The organism is Corynebacterium anserum (genome assembly GCF_014262665.1).
In the GTDB taxonomy this organism is placed as follows: domain Bacteria; phylum Actinomycetota; class Actinomycetes; order Mycobacteriales; family Mycobacteriaceae; genus Corynebacterium; species Corynebacterium anserum.
The window spans coordinates 1,918,579-1,933,413 of record NZ_CP046883.1 but is presented as its reverse complement, the minus strand read 5'-3'; the positions used below and the strand labels follow the sequence as shown (position 1 = coordinate 1,933,413).

Annotated in this window: 14 protein-coding genes; 7 read left to right on the top strand and 7 right to left on the bottom strand. The window is 57.7% G+C overall.

Annotated features, from left to right (window positions below):
* A complete protein-coding gene (locus GP473_RS08135) occupies positions 1-1,104 on the top strand; it encodes an aminoglycoside phosphotransferase family protein (protein ID WP_246394762.1) in 1,104 nt (367 codons plus the stop codon).
* Here the strand turns inward: GP473_RS08135 and GP473_RS08130 are convergent.
* Positions 1,101-1,538 (bottom strand): hypothetical protein, encoded by a 438-nt coding sequence (locus GP473_RS08130; protein WP_185770380.1) that lies wholly within the window; start codon positions 1,536-1,538, stop codon positions 1,101-1,103. The two genes, GP473_RS08135 and GP473_RS08130, sit on opposite strands and share 4 nt — an antisense overlap.
* Positions 1,539-1,752: 214 nt before the next feature.
* Between GP473_RS08130 and GP473_RS09505 the strand changes: the two genes are divergently transcribed.
* Complete coding sequence (locus GP473_RS09505) at positions 1,753-2,142, top strand: DUF4229 domain-containing protein (RefSeq protein ID WP_246394761.1); 390 nt, start codon at positions 1,753-1,755, stop codon at positions 2,140-2,142.
* A gap of 20 nt (positions 2,143-2,162) precedes the next feature.
* On the opposite strand, the gene GP473_RS08120 is transcribed toward GP473_RS09505, so the two are convergent.
* The 5 genes from GP473_RS08120 to GP473_RS08100 all read right to left on the bottom strand — a co-directional run bounded on the left by GP473_RS08120 (position 2,163) and on the right by GP473_RS08100 (position 7,607).
* Positions 2,163-3,290 carry a DUF5808 domain-containing protein gene (locus tag GP473_RS08120; protein ID WP_186276831.1) on the bottom strand — a complete coding sequence of 376 codons (1,128 nt, stop codon included), beginning with the start codon at positions 3,288-3,290 and terminating at the stop codon, positions 2,163-2,165.
* Positions 3,291-3,303: 13 nt separating this feature from the next.
* The gene (locus GP473_RS08115) at positions 3,304-3,696 is read right to left on the bottom strand and encodes a GntR family transcriptional regulator (protein ID WP_186276830.1); all 393 of its coding nucleotides are present in this window, start codon (positions 3,694-3,696) and stop codon (positions 3,304-3,306) included.
* Positions 3,697-4,012: 316 nt separating this feature from the next.
* Entirely contained in the window at positions 4,013-4,912 is a 900-nt protein-coding gene (locus GP473_RS08110) for a 1,4-dihydroxy-2-naphthoate polyprenyltransferase (protein ID WP_186276829.1), read from the bottom strand.
* A gap of 87 nt (positions 4,913-4,999) precedes the next feature.
* Positions 5,000-6,559 (bottom strand): AMP-binding protein, encoded by a 1,560-nt coding sequence (locus GP473_RS08105; protein WP_186276828.1) that lies wholly within the window; start codon positions 6,557-6,559, stop codon positions 5,000-5,002.
* Between the two features lie 91 nt (positions 6,560-6,650).
* Positions 6,651-7,607, bottom strand: a complete 957-nt coding sequence (locus GP473_RS08100) for a 1,4-dihydroxy-2-naphthoyl-CoA synthase (protein WP_185770375.1) — start codon at positions 7,605-7,607, stop codon at positions 6,651-6,653.
* A 19-nt stretch (positions 7,608-7,626) separates the two neighbouring features.
* Between GP473_RS08100 and GP473_RS08095 the strand changes: the two genes are divergently transcribed.
* The 5 genes from GP473_RS08095 to GP473_RS08075 all read left to right on the top strand — a co-directional run bounded on the left by GP473_RS08095 (position 7,627) and on the right by GP473_RS08075 (position 13,337).
* Complete coding sequence (locus GP473_RS08095; RefSeq protein ID WP_185770374.1) at positions 7,627-8,700, top strand: o-succinylbenzoate synthase; 1,074 nt, start codon at positions 7,627-7,629, stop codon at positions 8,698-8,700.
* 70 nt (positions 8,701-8,770) lie between these two features.
* Complete coding sequence (gene menD / locus GP473_RS08090; RefSeq protein WP_186277306.1) at positions 8,771-10,753, top strand: 2-succinyl-5-enolpyruvyl-6-hydroxy-3-cyclohexene-1-carboxylate synthase; 1,983 nt, start codon at positions 8,771-8,773, stop codon at positions 10,751-10,753.
* Complete coding sequence (locus tag GP473_RS08085) at positions 10,702-11,250, top strand: DUF3592 domain-containing protein (RefSeq protein ID WP_343061415.1); 549 nt, start codon at positions 10,702-10,704, stop codon at positions 11,248-11,250. The genes menD and GP473_RS08085 overlap by 52 nt, the downstream gene beginning before the upstream one ends.
* 78 nt (positions 11,251-11,328) lie before the next feature.
* On the top strand, positions 11,329-12,594 hold the full coding sequence (locus GP473_RS08080; protein WP_186276827.1) for a glycosyltransferase family 4 protein: 1,266 nt from the start codon (positions 11,329-11,331) through the stop codon (positions 12,592-12,594).
* Between the two features lie 47 nt (positions 12,595-12,641).
* On the top strand, positions 12,642-13,337 hold the full coding sequence (locus tag GP473_RS08075) for a demethylmenaquinone methyltransferase (protein WP_185770372.1): 696 nt from the start codon (positions 12,642-12,644) through the stop codon (positions 13,335-13,337).
* Here GP473_RS08075 and GP473_RS08070 read toward each other — a convergent pair.
* Complete coding sequence (locus GP473_RS08070; protein ID WP_186276826.1) at positions 13,334-14,665, bottom strand: geranylgeranyl reductase family protein; 1,332 nt, start codon at positions 14,663-14,665, stop codon at positions 13,334-13,336. The genes GP473_RS08075 and GP473_RS08070 overlap by 4 nt on opposite strands.
* Positions 14,666-14,835 lie beyond the last annotated feature (170 nt).

The following is a 14,835-nucleotide window of genomic DNA, read 5'->3' as shown; positions in this document are numbered from 1 at the left end:
ATGAGCAGGCATGACTATGCCCATTCCACGGGATCCCACGGTTTGAGGGTGTCGCCCGAGACCGTTGAGGAGCTGGTTGCGCGTACCTGGCGCGACTTGACCTGGGAATCGGCGAGCATCCCCAATCAAGGCATGGATCACGCCGTGGTGAAGTTACACGGGGTGTCTTCCAGCGAAGGGGAACTGGCGGACATGATCCCAGAAACCGTGGTGATACGCGTGCCTTACGAGGAGGCCTACCGGGTGCAGGCTCCTTTGGAGTCGGCTGTAGTTGCCCAGCTATCCAAGCGCCACTTCGCCGCCGTGAGGGCGCGCCACGAAGCACTCGACGCAGGTAAACCCCCTCACAACACATCCACAGGCGACAGCCTCCCGGATACGGTGCGCGTTCCTGGAACTGTGCGACAATCCTATGTCCGCGGAACCTTTGGCACGGATCAGCCGCTCATGCTGACGATGCAGACCGAGGTTCGTGGAGAGCCAATGGCCGCGGATGTGTGGTCGGGGATGAGCGAGGAACAGAAACGATGGGCTGCGAAGCAGCTAGGCGGGATGCTCGCGGGAATGCGCAGCCTAGATCCTGACTTACCGCCCGTGCGGCAGGTGGAGAGTTGGTGGTGCGACGGCGCTGGGACTACTGAATTGAACCGCACTGCGCGCTCCCTTCCGGGAAAATTCGCGCTGATGAAGCGCAGGTTACCGGTGTACCTGGAGCCGAACTTGTCGTCAGCGGAGATGAGCCATGTTCGTGAGGTGTTCGCTGAGCTGGATGGGATGCTGCGCCGCCCAGGCCAGCAACGTTGCCTGACGCATGGGGATCTATTGAATACCCACGTCTTGTGGGATGAGCACGGAGGGGTCGGGGTGATCGACTTCTCCGACATGACGGTGGGAGATCCGGCACTGGACTATGCGCATTTTGCCGATACAGCGCCTGAACTACCAGGAATGGTTCTGGAAGCGGCTCAAGCCGCAGGGGCTCCTTTACAGGGAACGCGCGAGGATTTGCTTCATCGAGCGGAAGTCTTTAAGCAATGGGACAATATTTTCTTGCTTATTGACCACTACCGTACGGGCTCATCGCCACGTGTGGAGTTGATTTAGGAGGAAGGGGGAGTCTGTCCGTCGTCTGGATCATCATTGTGCTGAGACGGCGAGCCTTCCGGTGTGGACGGGGAACTTTGTGGTGTGGACGGGTAAGTTTCTGGAGTGCCGTCTTTTAGCTCGGACGGTTTCTGCTTGTACTTTTCCTCCATCTTTTGGCGTAAGCGACGTTCCTCGGCTTCCTTTTCGGCGCGGCGTTCTGCCTCGCGACGTTGTTTGAAGCGTTCTTTTTCGATGTTCCAGAGGAAGTCAGGGTCATCGTCGGGACCTTTGATGGGGAGCTCCTGCTGCTTCCTTTGTGCGCCGAATTTCCCCTTCCACTCATGGGTTAGCCGGTTCTTATCGCCATAACGCACACCCGAACCGGGACCAAAGGCTTTCCAGAGCACGATGATCGTCACGATGATGAGTAAAAGGATGACAAGGCGGCCCACGGATTACATCCCTCCCAGGATTGGTCTGCCGACACGGGGCGATAGGGTCGAAATAAAGTGTCCGAATGACGTGAAGTATGTGCTCCCCATCGTAGTAAGACTGAGAGCAATAAGCGTGAGCCTACCTTAGGAGACAAGTGACATCCATTATCATTTTTGCCCATGCCGTGCAGGTGACTAGCGATTATGTGGGTGCGGTCGTAATCTGTAGTGCGTGACTAAGGACAAGGCTCAGCAACGAATCCACGCCGATTCCACTCCCCGGGCAACTGAAGGTGCCCCAGAGGGCAAGACTGCGGGTGAGAAAACAACGCTAGGCGGTCGAGCTGCGCGCGATGTTGCAATATACGGTCTCATGCGCTTGGCGTTGTTCGTCGTGTTGACGTTCGTGATTCACTCCGTGGTGATTGTCATGGGGATGGCGGATTTCTTTCCTCTGCTGGTCAGCATGCTGTTAGCTTTGCTCATTGCTCTGCCGTTATCCATGCTCATCTTTAAGAAGTGGCGCCTACGCGCCACCGAGGGGTTGGCCGAGTGGGATTCAGGCCGGCGTGCGCACAAGCAACAACTGCGGCGACAATTGGAGGAGCGCTTAGACGGCTAGGACTTTTGGTGGCTAAGGTCCTAGAGGAAGACCGCCAGGGCAATGAGGCCGATCACGCTGAGGATAATGGCGGCGAGAAAGGTCTTAGTTTGCCAGTGCGCATAGTTGAAACCGAAGCCCACGCCAAAGCGCCTGTCTACGAAGAGCGCGGGATCGTCCGGATTGTTGTAGAACACTCCCCACTTATAGAACTTGTCGTTATCTGGGCTGTCTAGGGTGGAGGTTTCGCCGACGTCGATGTGACGAACCAACTCCTCCACCGAGGATTGAGCGTTATAGATCATGACCAGCATGATGGGCACACAAATGACGGTGATGATTATCAAGCTGATAGTGATCAGTGGTACGGCATGTTGGTAGCTGGGGATCGCGCTGCAAATCTGCAGGAACATGAGGGGAACTGTTATTCCGAAGAGTAATAGTCCCATTCCTCTGTTTGCTGCGGCCATGTTGGCGCGGTTGCGGATGGCGCCCCGAATAGTCTGGTCAGAGCGGACATGAACCGACGACCATGCAATGAGGGAGGTCAGGGCGGCGAATAAGACGAGTAGACCGAGTGCTATGAAGGCTCCGAAGAACACCGTGCCGATGGATTTGTCAGACCATGCATCGGGTTGCATGCCGGAACCCCAGTGAGTAGGGATGGTCTCTGGGATATCTGCCCAGCGATAAGCGGTGACAGCGATACCTGTGAGAATGGCCGCAAGTGACCCCAGTAGCCACAACCATGGGACGTGAGGAGTAGAAAGTTTGCCTAGTTCCTTGTTGAAACGTGGTTGAGCGACTTGTCCTGCGATCGTGGTTTCTATGTCGTCGAACCATTTTCCTTCACGTTTAGCAGCGATGATCATTGTGCGCTGCTTGGCATAGGCAAAGAGGCTAGCCATGACAATGAAGGTTGTGGCGAAACCAGCGAGGATTGGGAACTTCCAGGTGGGCAGCATGATAACGGAGGCGATGGCGCCAGCTAGAACAATGATGTGCCGGTAACCGCTGAGAGCTTGGGTGACTGCTGGATCGTGGCTCCGTTCCTTGGGGATTTTGACGCCCAGTGGGGTTGCTGGAGAGGAAAAGGTGGGGGCAAAGGCCATGGCTGCTGATAGTGCGATGGCATAGAGCACCATGCAGAGTGAAAAGATGAAGCTCATGGGTCGATCCTTTCTACGACTGGCGAGCGGTGACGGCGGAGGTATCGGCGAGGATGTCCTCCAGCTGGGAGCGAATCTCGTCCGCACTAAACCCCTGGAGACAGGCGCGTGTGGTTTCTCGAGCGAGATCGTCGCGTAATTGGTCACGTTGTGCCTCTGTAGGAGAAGTGGCGAGGTGGACGGTGCTGCCGGTGCGCTTTTCGGTGACGATGATGCCTTCGGAGCGAAGGAGATCATAGGCCTTTTGAACGGTAGCGGGGTTAATTCCGAACACGGCGGCCACGCGACGAACGGGGTTGAGCTTGTCTCCATGCTGAAGGTCTCCGTGTGCGATGCCTTCGACGATGCGGTCATGGATTTGCTGAAAAATTGGGATGGGAGAGGAAGGGTCGAGGTTGATGAACATGTGGTGGGTTTTGCTGTTTCGAGGAGTTAGGTGGATTGTGAACGCTGCGTGGGGCTGCCATTTGCGGCGCTGTTCACGGTCTTTGGTGGAGAGGTGCGTGTTCTTCGGTGTCTGGGGGATTCTCCTAGGGTTATGGAATAGGTTTCGGGCAGAATAGCTGTATTGCGGTAAGTAATACAGACTGTAGTGCTTTCAGGTATATGACGTCGCTTTCCTCCACGTAAAAGATGCCGGAGAGTGTCTCTCCGCTGAGACAACAAAACCCGGCACCGCGTGCGGTACCGGGCAAGTGGCGTTGGAGACGGGAAGGTTCGCGCTAGAGAAAAGCTCCAAGCAGCATGGCTACGCTCCACAGCAACATGCCGCGTCCCACTAAACCAAGCACGGGGATGAGCTCCCTTCCATGCTTATTCTCCGTGATTGGGCGAGCCGCAATTCCCCACAGAGGGACTGCAAGTAGACCGAATAGCGCAGGCCAATGACCCCAGGCCATGACAACAGTCATGATGACCGAGACAGCGATGAGAGCAAGCCACAACAGCCTCGTATTCCTGTCGCCCAGCCGTACAGCGAGTGTAATCTTGCCAGCTGTGCGATCAGTGGGGATGTCACGGAGATTATTGACGAGGTTCACGGAGCTCGACAATGCCCCCACAACCACGGCCATAGCCCCACCGCGCCACGTGACGCTCCCTGTCTGAGTGAACTCCGTACCGAGTACGGCAACCAAACCGAAAAAGATGAACACTGCGAGTTCCCCCAGGCCGCGGTAACCATAAGGGCGGGTTCCTCCGGTGTAGAACCATGCGCCCAGGATGCACAACACGCCGACGAGGATGAGCCACGGGGCGCTGATCAGACTCAACGCCGCACCAGCGACAGCCGCGACGCCAAAGGACAAGAATGCCGCACGTTTTACTTTTCGTGGTTCAACGAGTCCACTGCCGGTGAGCCGCAGTGGTCCTGATCTGTCATCGTCAGTGCCCCGAATACCATCGGAGTAATCGTTGGCGTAGTTCACCCCCACGATAAGCGCGAGGGCAACGATGCCGGCAAGGATCGCCCGAAGCCAGGTCGAGCTGAGGTTGTGGGCGCTGATCTGAGCGGCTGCGGTGCCAGCGATCACGGGTGCGAAAGCGTTCGCCCACGTGTGCGGGCGTGCGCCTTCAAGCCATTCGGCAAAACTAGCGCCGGGATACGGCCTGCCTTCCGACATGCAGAAGAACCTCCAGATGTAGGGGAGTGATAGTGGTCAGAAATACGTACGGTACACGCGCACCGTGGGTAGAACGACCTTCTTACTCTAGTCCGTGAAGAGTTGAGCGACACCTCGTCGACTGACTTTGCCAGGCCCCGACGTTGGAAGAGCGGGTACAAGTAGAGCGCGTCGGGGGATCAGATGGGTAGGTAAGTGGCCCCGCAGTGCTGCACGTAAGGTGCCAGTGACGTCCATTCCTAGGGTGTTGGGCTTGAGTTCCTGCGCACTGCGCTTGAACTGCTCTGCACCGGACTCGCCGTTTTGTCCGTGTGCGTGCGTGAGCTCCTCTTTCTCGACGCCGCCTTCAATCGCTACGGCAACTATTTGACCAAAGGCCTTGTCGTCCACACCAACGACACAGAGCGTAGTGGTTGACACCGAGTGACCAGAATCGAGGACCAGCTCCGGGAGATGGGTATGAATGGCGCGCTCCACGTCTTCAGGAAGAACTTTGTACCCGCCGGTGTTGATAGCTCCATCAGCTCGGCCGATGACCCGCAGAATTCCAGGTGGAGTGTTACTGGGTGAGGCGGCGTCGGAGAAAGAGGTGGCCACCGCGGAGATTTCTCCAAGATCCGAGGTTACAAACGTGCCCGCCTGAGGAAACGCAGAACTGTCGGGGAGGTTGCGGTACCCACGGGAGACCATTGGACCGGATAAGACGATCCGCCCCCGCTGAGCAGTCGGCTCGGAGCTGCTGATGACTTTCCTTTGACGGGTCATGCTGAAATCCTCGTGGGTTACCTCTACTCGCTGCCCACCGGGATCCTCCACAGCAACCGTGACCCCGGGGAGAGGGCAGCCATCGTAGACACAACCACCGGAGGTTTCGCTCGAGCCGTAGGTTAGCGCGAAGTGCACTCCGAGGTTATCGATAGTTGAGATCACTTCGCTTCGAGTTGCTGCTCCGCCGATGAGGATCGTGGCATACATCCGCAAGGCTTCCACTCCAGCAGGATCAGCAACTAAACGCTCCAGTTGAGCAGGAACGAGAGAAGTGTAAAGGTGCCGGTCAGGGTAGAGCTGACGCAGTGTCCGTGTATCCGTAGAAAAACCTTCGACTGTGAAGGAGCCGGAAGCAACGCGAGCCGGCGTTTCAGTGCGAGTAGAAGTGCGGGGAAAGTGGCAGGCAGAACCCCCACCTTGATTTCCAGCGAGGTGTGAGGCGACGATCGGAGTGCAGCCGGCGGAGAGGCTGCGCAGTATTACTTGCGTTCCAGCGATGTGATGCGCCGGCAGAGTCAGCAGCCATGCACCGGGCTCTACCCCATACTTTTTCCGCAGATAGTACGCTGTTGCGTCGTTAGAAGAGCGCAGATTTTCCGCCGATAACATCGCGCCTTTCGGAGTGCCGGTTGAACCAGAAGTACAAGCAATGAGAGTTCCCGCGGTGATGGGAGAGCCTACACGCATGGCCGCGGCGAGCTCAGCATTAGCGCGATGCTGAACAGAGGTAATAGCTGGCGGCACCGGAAGGAAAGACGCCGTGCCTTCCATGACCTGTGAAAGTGCAGCGATGTATCCGTTGAGATCGGTGGGATCTGCGGTGATTGTCTGCAGTGGCACTGCGGGATCGTCCGGGTTTACGCGCGCGTCAAAAGCCATGTCTGGCAGTCTAGACAACCCTCGGCTCACCTTCGGGATGCAATTGCCAGTGCTGCCAGAGACGTGAGTAGCCCCGCAGTATTCACGGCATTTAGTAGTAGTACGGAAAACTCTCCCACCGTGGTTCGCGTTTCTCTAGGAAGGAATCGCGGCCTTCGACGGCCTCGTCGGTCATATAAGCCAGACGGGTGGCTTCGCCCGCAAAGACTTGCTGACCCATCAGGCCATCATCGGTGAGGTTGAAAGCAAATTTCAGCATGCGTTGTGCCGTAGGAGATTTGGTGTTGATCTTGCGAGCCCACTCAATTGCCGTAGATTCCAATTCCGCATGATCGGTGACGGCATTGACAGCACCCATGCGATGCATGGTTTCTGCGTCATAGGTATCGCCCAGGAAGAAAATCTCCCGGGCAAACTTCTGACCCACCTGCTTGGCTAGATAGGCTGACCCATAACCGGCGTCGAAAGATCCCACGTCAGCATCGGTCTGTTTGAAGCGCGCATGTTCACGTGATGCCAGTGTGAGATCACACACAACATGTAGAGAATGGCCGCCGCCGGCAGCCCAGCCGTTGACCAGGCAGATCACTACTTTTGGCATCGTGCGGATGAGACGCTGTACTTCGAGGATGTGAAGACGGCCGCCTTCGGCTTTTGCCCGCGCTTCGTCCACATGTTCTGCCGTCGCAGCGGTGACGTCTGAATCGTGCTCCGTGGCATATTGATATCCGGAGCGGCCGCGAATGCGTTGATCACCGCCGGAGCAAAAGGCCCATTTGCCATCCTTTGGGCTTGGACCGTTGCCGGTCAGAAGCACCGTGCCTACGTCAGGGCTGCGCCGGGCGTGATCGAGAGCTCGGTAGAGTTCGTCCACAGTGTGCGGTCGGAATGCGTTGAGCACCTCAGGGCGGTCGAAGGCAATGCGGACGGTGCCGTCCTTGCGTTCCTCGCCGACATGGCGGTGGTAGGTGATGTCCGTGAAATCGAAGCCTGGAACTTCACGCCATTGGGTGGGGTCGAAAGGATTGCTGGTGGTCTTATCAGTCATACATGGCAGTCTAGTTGTCATGATCGCACTCGATGAGCTCACAGCCCGCGCCCACTTCCTATCTCTGCCGCTTCGGGTTCCCTTCCGCGGCGTGGACCGCCGGGAAGTTTGTTTATTCGACGCCAGCACTCGCTGGTCAGAATGGTCTCCCTTCCTGGAATACGGCCCAGAGGAAGCAGCTCGATGGCTCGCGCATGCCGTTGACTATGGATTCGGCGCAGTAAAGGCCACACCAGAGCGGGACAAAGTGGAGGTTAACGCGACGATTCCAGCTGTGGATGTTCGCTCTCACGGGCTGGAGATCATTGACCAGTTGATGCAGCGATATCCCGGATGTTCCACCGTCAAGGTGAAAGTGGCGGAGAAAGGGCAACAGCTGGCAGATGACGTGGCTCGAGTGGACGCCGTACGCCGATGGTTTGCCGAACACGGGCATGATGGACATGGTCACGAGTATCCGACTATCCGCGTGGATGCCAATGGTGGGTGGAGTGTAGAGCAAGCGAGGGAAGCGGCACGAGCGTTGACCGAGCAAGGACCACTGGACTACATGGAGCAGCCGTGTGCATCCATTACTGAGCTGGCTCAGTTACGCCAGCAACTCGCCAGGGGCCAGGCGCCGGTGCGCATTGCTGCCGACGAGGCAATCCGTAAATCCGCGAATCCGAAAGCTGCGGTGCGCGCGGTGGTTGAAGCGGCCGCTTGTGATGTGGCTGTGTTGAAAGTTCCACCGCTCAGCGGCATTGACACATTATTGGACATCGCCCATGACGTCTCCGAAGAGGGGGTGGCGATTACCGTGAGTTCCGCCTTGGACTCCGCTGTAGGGATCGGCGCGGGAATTTATGCAGCGGCATGCGTGCCGCAGTTGTGTGATGGTACTGGAAACCCCGTGAGGGTTCAGCCTGCGGGTTTAGCCACAGGCGGCCTATTTGCCGCCGACGTGGCACGCCGTGACATCGTTGCAGGGCACATGCATGTGGAGGATGTTGTGCCGGACCCATCCGTATTAGAGGACTGTGCACTCACAGGTGAGCGCAAAGACTGGTGGATCCGCCGGCTTGCTGATGCCTACGCCTACCTGTCCGTGTAAGACTCTCTGCACAACCACTGTCAGTGTCAATCCAACTGTGTCCTACCACTGCCGTAAATTAATAGGCGTGATGGAGGCAAACACTCAACCAGATTCCACTAATCTCAGCCCCGCTGTGGTGGCGAGCGTGCTCATCGTCGACGAATTGATCAACGGTGGGGTGCGCGAGGCTGTTGTATGCCCCGGCTCCCGTTCTGCTCCCTTAGCGCTTGCTTTTATCGAGGCCGAACGCGCCGGACGCTTGCGGGTGCATGTGCGTACGGATGAGCGTACTGGAGCTTTTCTGGCTTTGGGTTTGGCTAAGGCCACGGGGCGGATAGTGCCTGTGGTTATGACATCCGGCACCGCTGTAGCAAACTGCTTGCCAGCCATGGTGGAAGCTAGTCTTAGCCATGTTCCGGTGATGGTTCTCTCCGCTAACCGCCCGTTGTTTATGGCGGGAACCGGCGCGAACCAAACCATCGAACAAAGTGAGATTTTCGGCACGCATTCAGTGCATGCCGCGAGCTTAGGGAACTTGGCCGGCGCGGCGGAAACGCTTGAGGCGGCACAGGTCGCCACTGTGTCTGGCGCGGATGTGGACCATGCTGCTGTGCGTAATGTGATTGCTCGGGCAATGAACGCAGCGAGTGATCCGATGAGGGGTGGTGGGGTACACGTGGATGTTCCGCTGTCGGAGCCGTTGGTTCCGGACAGTATGGATGAGCTTTCGCTGTTCGCCCAAGAAGTGGCTCAGGCAGGAGGTGACTCTGCAGCAGCTACGGGGAACCTTGAAGGTGGGGACTGTGCTACGGGGAACCTTGAAGGTGGGGACTGTGCTACGGGGAACCTTGAAGGTGGGGACTGTGCCACGCGGAACCTCGAAGGTGGGGACTGCGCCGCCAAATCGTCTGATCCATCAGAAACCCCACGTCCGGTTTTCTCTCGGCCACTTCCTTTTGGAAAAGTGACGGTAGACCTGAGCAAGCGTACCCTCGTGATCTGCGGAGCCGTCGCCGATATGGCGTGGGCTCGAGAGATCATCGAGGAGTTGGCTGGGGTACCAACTCTCGCAGAACCGCTTGCTCCCGTTCCTGATTTTCCTGTCCATCCCGCAGGGAGCCCGATGTTCACAGCGGGAGCGGTCTCCCAGGGCGAATATTCGGCCGCAACTCAGCCGGAACAGATTGTGGTAGTGGGTCGTCCAACTCTTCACCGCAGCGTGTCCCAGCTGTTAGCTGACGAATCTATCCACGTTATTGTCCTTGCGGATACATACTCGGTTCTCGATGTCACCGGCAACGTTGCTGTGGTGGGCTCCACCGTCGATGTGGTGGGTGAGCACCCTGCCGGTTGGACGAAGGTGTGCCAGGCCATCAGCGACATGGGCGTAGACGCTGTCCGGGACGTGCTGACTTCTTCCGACGAGCATTTCACCGGACTGCATGTGGCAGCCGTGGTAGCGGATAGTCTCCGTGACGGTGATGCACTCGTACTCGGAGCCTCCACCGCCATCCGCGATGCCGCGCGTGCCGGGTTGCCTTTCCACGGTGTTCGTACCGAAGCCAACCGGGGAGCGGCGGGCATCGACGGCACTATATCCACAGCTATTGGCGTGGCTATGGCACATGCTGCGGAAGATCCCACGGCCATACGAGCTCCCCGCACTGTTGCTCTCATGGGAGATTTGACGTTCCTCCATGATGTGAATGCTCTGAACATTGGTCCCATGGAAACCCGCCCGGATAACCTCCTTATTGTCGTGACAAACGACGCAGGAGGTGCCATCTTCGAATCCTTAGAGCCCGGGGATGCCCGGTTGCGCACCTTCGGGGACGGAACTAGTGCTTTTGAGCGAGTTTTCGGAACCCCGGTAGAGGTGAACGTCGAGGCGCTATGTGAGGGCTTTGGCGTGAATTACCGCCGTGCAGAATCGGTTATCGCACTGCATGACATCCTGGCAGACCATGAGGAACAACCAGCCCCAGGTATTACGGTGGTGGAGGCCGCGGTGGAGAGAGCGTGGCGTCGAAAAATGGAGAAAACAATCGCGCAGGCGGTGACGCCCTCGTGACGCAGCAATCGAACAGTCATCCTCAGCCAGAGGGAGCATACGCTCCGCATGAACGTGGATCAAAGACAGACCTTAAGAAAGAAGCCAAACCGTTCCGCCGTGCCAAACAAGCAATTTTGGCTCTGACTGGTTGCATGATGCTCGTGTGTGCCGGCATGGTGATTACCTCTGCCCTTGACGATATGGCCATTGCACGCGATAGAGGGTATGCCACAGCGGAGGTAGTGGATGTGGGTGCCCTAAGAACCACCGTGATGTTCCGCGATGATGCGGGCAATTACTACCAGCCCAACGACGGGCTTAAATATCCAACGGGGCTTGAACGTGGGCAGAAAGTGCGCGTGGAGTACGAGGTTTCTCACCCAGACAATGTGAAAGTCGCGGGGCGTTCCTGGACATTGGCTTTTCTCCCGGCACTATCCAGTATGGCGGTGGCGTTACTCATCGGAGCGTTGTTGCTTGCTTTGGTGTTGTGGTTGGAGAAGCGCCAGAAGTAACCTCACGTTAAGAAACTATTGCTCCGTTTTTCACCAGTAGGCCACAGGATTTTGAGCTAGAGGGGAGAGGCTATAGGCATGCGTGTTGCGATCGTTGCTGAAAGCTTTCTGCCTAACGTCAACGGGGTTACTAATTCAGTCCTGCGTGTTTTGGAGCATCTCCGGCGAGAAAACCATGAGGCTTTGGTCATTGCCCCGGGAGCTCGCGAACGCCAGGAGGAAATCTCTCACTATGAGGGATACCCCATCGTCCGCGTGCCGACTGTGGAAATGCCGATGATCAACTCCCTGCCCATCGGTGTCCCGATGCCTGTGGTGCGCAAGACTCTCCAGCGTTTTCAACCCGATGTGGTACACCTCGCGAGCCCATTCGTTCTGGGCGCAGCAGGCGCTTTTGCAGCGAAGTCCCTGAACATTCCTTGTGTAGCAATCTTTCAGACGGACATCGCGGGCTTTGCCAAGAACTACAAACTCAAAGCCCTGACGCGCGCGACTTGGCAGTGGTCTAGGGCGTTTCACAATATTTGCGCTATGACCTTAGCGCCCAGCTCTCAAACTATAGCTGAACTGGACAAACACGGGATTCACAACGTAAAGCATTGGGGGCGAGGAGTGGATACCGTGCGTTTTCACCCCTCCAAGCGAAGCGAAAAGTTGCGAGAGGAATGGCTACGCGAGGGAGAGCAAAAGCGGCGTGCACACGGCTATGAGTCTGCCGTGCCAGTGATGGAACGCAGGGTGGTCGGCTATGTGGGTCGTCTTGCTGCCGAGAAGTCGGTGGAGCGTCTCGCGGCACTAAACAGTCGGCATGATATTCAGTTGGTGGTGGTCGGGGACGGCCCGGACGAGGCTATGCTCCGTGAGGCAATGCCCACTGCGGTGTTCACGGGGGGACTGTATGGTGAAGATCTTCCCCGGGCGTATGCTAGCTTGGACATTTTTGTTCACACCGGCCAGTTCGAGACGTTCTGCCAGGCAATCCAGGAGGCTCATGCGTCTGGAGTGCCCGCGATAGCCCCAGCTGCCGGTGGTCCAATGGATCTTATCGTCCCAGGTCTCAACGGTTATTTGCTGGATGCTGACACCTTTTTTCAGTCACTGCCGCAGGCTGTGAATTCTGTGTGTGCGACGGGGCTTGCTTCTATGCGAGCTCATGCTGTGCTGTCTGTGCAGGGGAAGACGTGGGAGTCTGTGTGTGGGCAGCTGCTTGCTTACTATGACCAAGCCGTGCGCGGCGAGGTGGCGGAGGACGTTCCCCTTGTTTCACACGACGCCACCTGTTCCTCCACCACCTGCAGTTCCCGTAGCCGCCTAGGTGAAGTTAAGGAAAGCTCGGCGGCATGATCCCATAGCTACAGTGCTGAAGACCTGACTAGCTACAATAGCTAACTGTGTCTCGCGCAAGTCTGGAAAAGAACCCACAAGAAGTCGCCTCGATGTTCGACGAGGTTGGCAAGAAGTATGACATCACCAACACGGTCTTGAGCTTCGGTCAAGATCGCTATTGGCGCAAGCGCACACGGCGTCGACTCAATCTGAAGCGCGGTGACTTGGTCTTGGATTTAGCCGCAGGCACGGGCGTGTCTACGCAAGAATTCGCGAAATCTGGAGCGTATTGCGTTGCATGTGACTTCTCCCAAGGAATGCTGAAAGCGGGGCGTTACCGCCAGCTCCCTATGGTCTGCGGTGATGGTACACAGCTGCCGTTTGCGGATAACACGTTTGATGCTGTGACTATCAACTACGGTCTGCGCAATATCGTGGATTTCCGAGCCGGCTTGAGGGAAATGGCTCGCGTGACCAAGCCGGGTGGGACACTGGTGGTCGGTGAGTTTTCTACCCCTGTGGTTCCCATTTTTTCCACCTTCTACAAGGAATATTTGATGCGGGCTCTTCCACAGGTGGCGAAGGTGGTGAGTTCTAATCCGGAGGCCTACGAGTACCTCGCGGAATCTATCCGCGCGTGGCCGAACCAGGAGGAGCTGGCAGCAGAGATCAATGCCAATGGTTGGGAAAGAGCGGGGTGGCAAAACCTCACTGGGGGCATCGTGGCTCTCCACTCGGCCATGAAACCACTGGAGAGCTAAGAGAGTTCGACGCCGAACAGCGGCCGTGAGTCGGCGGCGAATAGTCTGTCCACAGTCATGGACAGCCGACCGGCCTTGCGCCAGAGTTGTGCGGTGAGGTCTTTGTCCTCGGGAGTGACAAGGTTGCCCATCAGGCGCGCGGCAGCTCCCATCACCGTGGTGGACAGAGGTCCTCGCAGGCCAAGTGGTCCGATCGCGCTGAGGAGTCCGGGCATGGTGAGCACGAGCGCGAGGCGCCGTGCCAGGCTGAACGCTGCTCCGTATTCCTCGCGGAGCGCGGCGGGCCACATGAACCGAAGTCCATCAGGGTTTCGGAGTGCATCGTCTAGCAACGCGCTGACCATCCGGGCGCTTTCCAGTGCGTAGTCGATTCCTTCACCGTTGAGTGGATTCACCAAGGCTGCGGTGTCTCCAATGGCAGCCCAGTTCTGCCCAGCTGTGCGCGTCACGGCGCCGCCCATCGGCAGAAGGGCACTGGTGATGTGCTGTGGTTCCCCCGCCGTCCATTCTTTGCTGATCTGCTCTGCGTAGGTTTTCAACAACTTTTTGGTGTTGATTTTTGCGGGTCGGGCGCTGGTTGATAGTGCCCCGCAACCGAGGTTGGCATGCCCAACGCCGGAGTCGTCGGTGCCGAGAGGAAAGATCCATCCATAACCGGGCTGCGCTACGCCGTGGTGATCACGTAATTCAAGATGGGAGTGGATCCACGGTTCCTCACCGTGGGGGGTGGTGATGTAACTACGCGCAGCCACACCGTGCACCATTCCCCGTAGCCATTGCACCCCGACTTTTCGCCCAATGCCACTTCGTACCCCTTCCGCTAGCAGGAACTGTCTGGCTTTCAGGGTGAGAAAAGTTCCATCGGGTCTCCTCGCACACAGTTCGTCAATGCTGTGGCCGGAGGTTGCGACGTCGATAACTTTGGTCGAACCTATGAAGCGAGCGCCGGCATTAACCGCATGAGTGAGCAACGCGAGGTCGAGTTCTTGACGAGCGATTGCGGAGCCACGGGGAGGGAAGGAACCGTTGCTGGGCCAGACAGCGCTGACGGATCCACCGAAACCATGCAGTTTCAGGCCGCTGATGGTGGGGTGTCCCTCCAGTAGATAACCCGCGTCCATGCGCTCCAGAGCCTCCACGGCACGGGGGGTGAGGCCATCGCCACACGTCTTGTCGCGGCCGTGGGGCAGTATGTCAGCCATGTCGACCACCACGGTGTCCAGACCGCGCCGGGCTGCCCAATACGCGGCAGCGGAACCAGCGGGTCCTGCACCGACGATGACGAGGTCGGCGGAGACAACATCACGGGAGGTACCTGGAACATTCATCACCCAACATTCTCGCACGGGATAATCATGTGGTTGTATTAGCGCTCCGTGAGGCTCGTGAGAAGAGGGGGAGAAAAAGAGAAAAGGCGGGGTCACTGCAGAAAAGAAACGAGGTGGATACACGCGACGAGGGCTAGGTGGGTTAGAGTATCGGGTGATGACGTATGGCT

What these genes read in the sequence shown, in the direction of transcription:
- GP473_RS08095 (WP_185770374.1), top strand. Translation starts at nt 7,627, where the DNA reads ATGATCGCACTCGATGAGCTCACAGCCCGCGCCCACTTCCTATCTCTG.
- GP473_RS08105 (WP_186276828.1), bottom strand. Translation starts at nt 6,559, where the DNA reads ATGGCTTTTGACGCGCGCGTAAACCCGGACGATCCCGCAGTGCCACTG.
- GP473_RS08070 (WP_186276826.1), bottom strand. Translation starts at nt 14,665, where the DNA reads ATGAATGTTCCAGGTACCTCCCGTGATGTTGTCTCCGCCGACCTCGTC.
- GP473_RS08115 (WP_186276830.1), bottom strand. Translation starts at nt 3,696, where the DNA reads ATGTTCATCAACCTCGACCCTTCCTCTCCCATCCCAATTTTTCAGCAA.
- menD (WP_186277306.1), top strand. Translation starts at nt 8,771, where the DNA reads ATGGAGGCAAACACTCAACCAGATTCCACTAATCTCAGCCCCGCTGTG.
- GP473_RS08100 (WP_185770375.1), bottom strand. Translation starts at nt 7,607, where the DNA reads ATGACTGATAAGACCACCAGCAATCCTTTCGACCCCACCCAATGGCGT.
- GP473_RS08080 (WP_186276827.1), top strand. Translation starts at nt 11,329, where the DNA reads ATGCGTGTTGCGATCGTTGCTGAAAGCTTTCTGCCTAACGTCAACGGG.
- GP473_RS08110 (WP_186276829.1), bottom strand. Translation starts at nt 4,912, where the DNA reads ATGTCGGAAGGCAGGCCGTATCCCGGCGCTAGTTTTGCCGAATGGCTT.
- GP473_RS08120 (WP_186276831.1), bottom strand. Translation starts at nt 3,290, where the DNA reads ATGAGCTTCATCTTTTCACTCTGCATGGTGCTCTATGCCATCGCACTA.
- GP473_RS08135 (WP_246394762.1), top strand. Translation starts at nt 1, where the DNA reads ATGAGCAGGCATGACTATGCCCATTCCACGGGATCCCACGGTTTGAGG.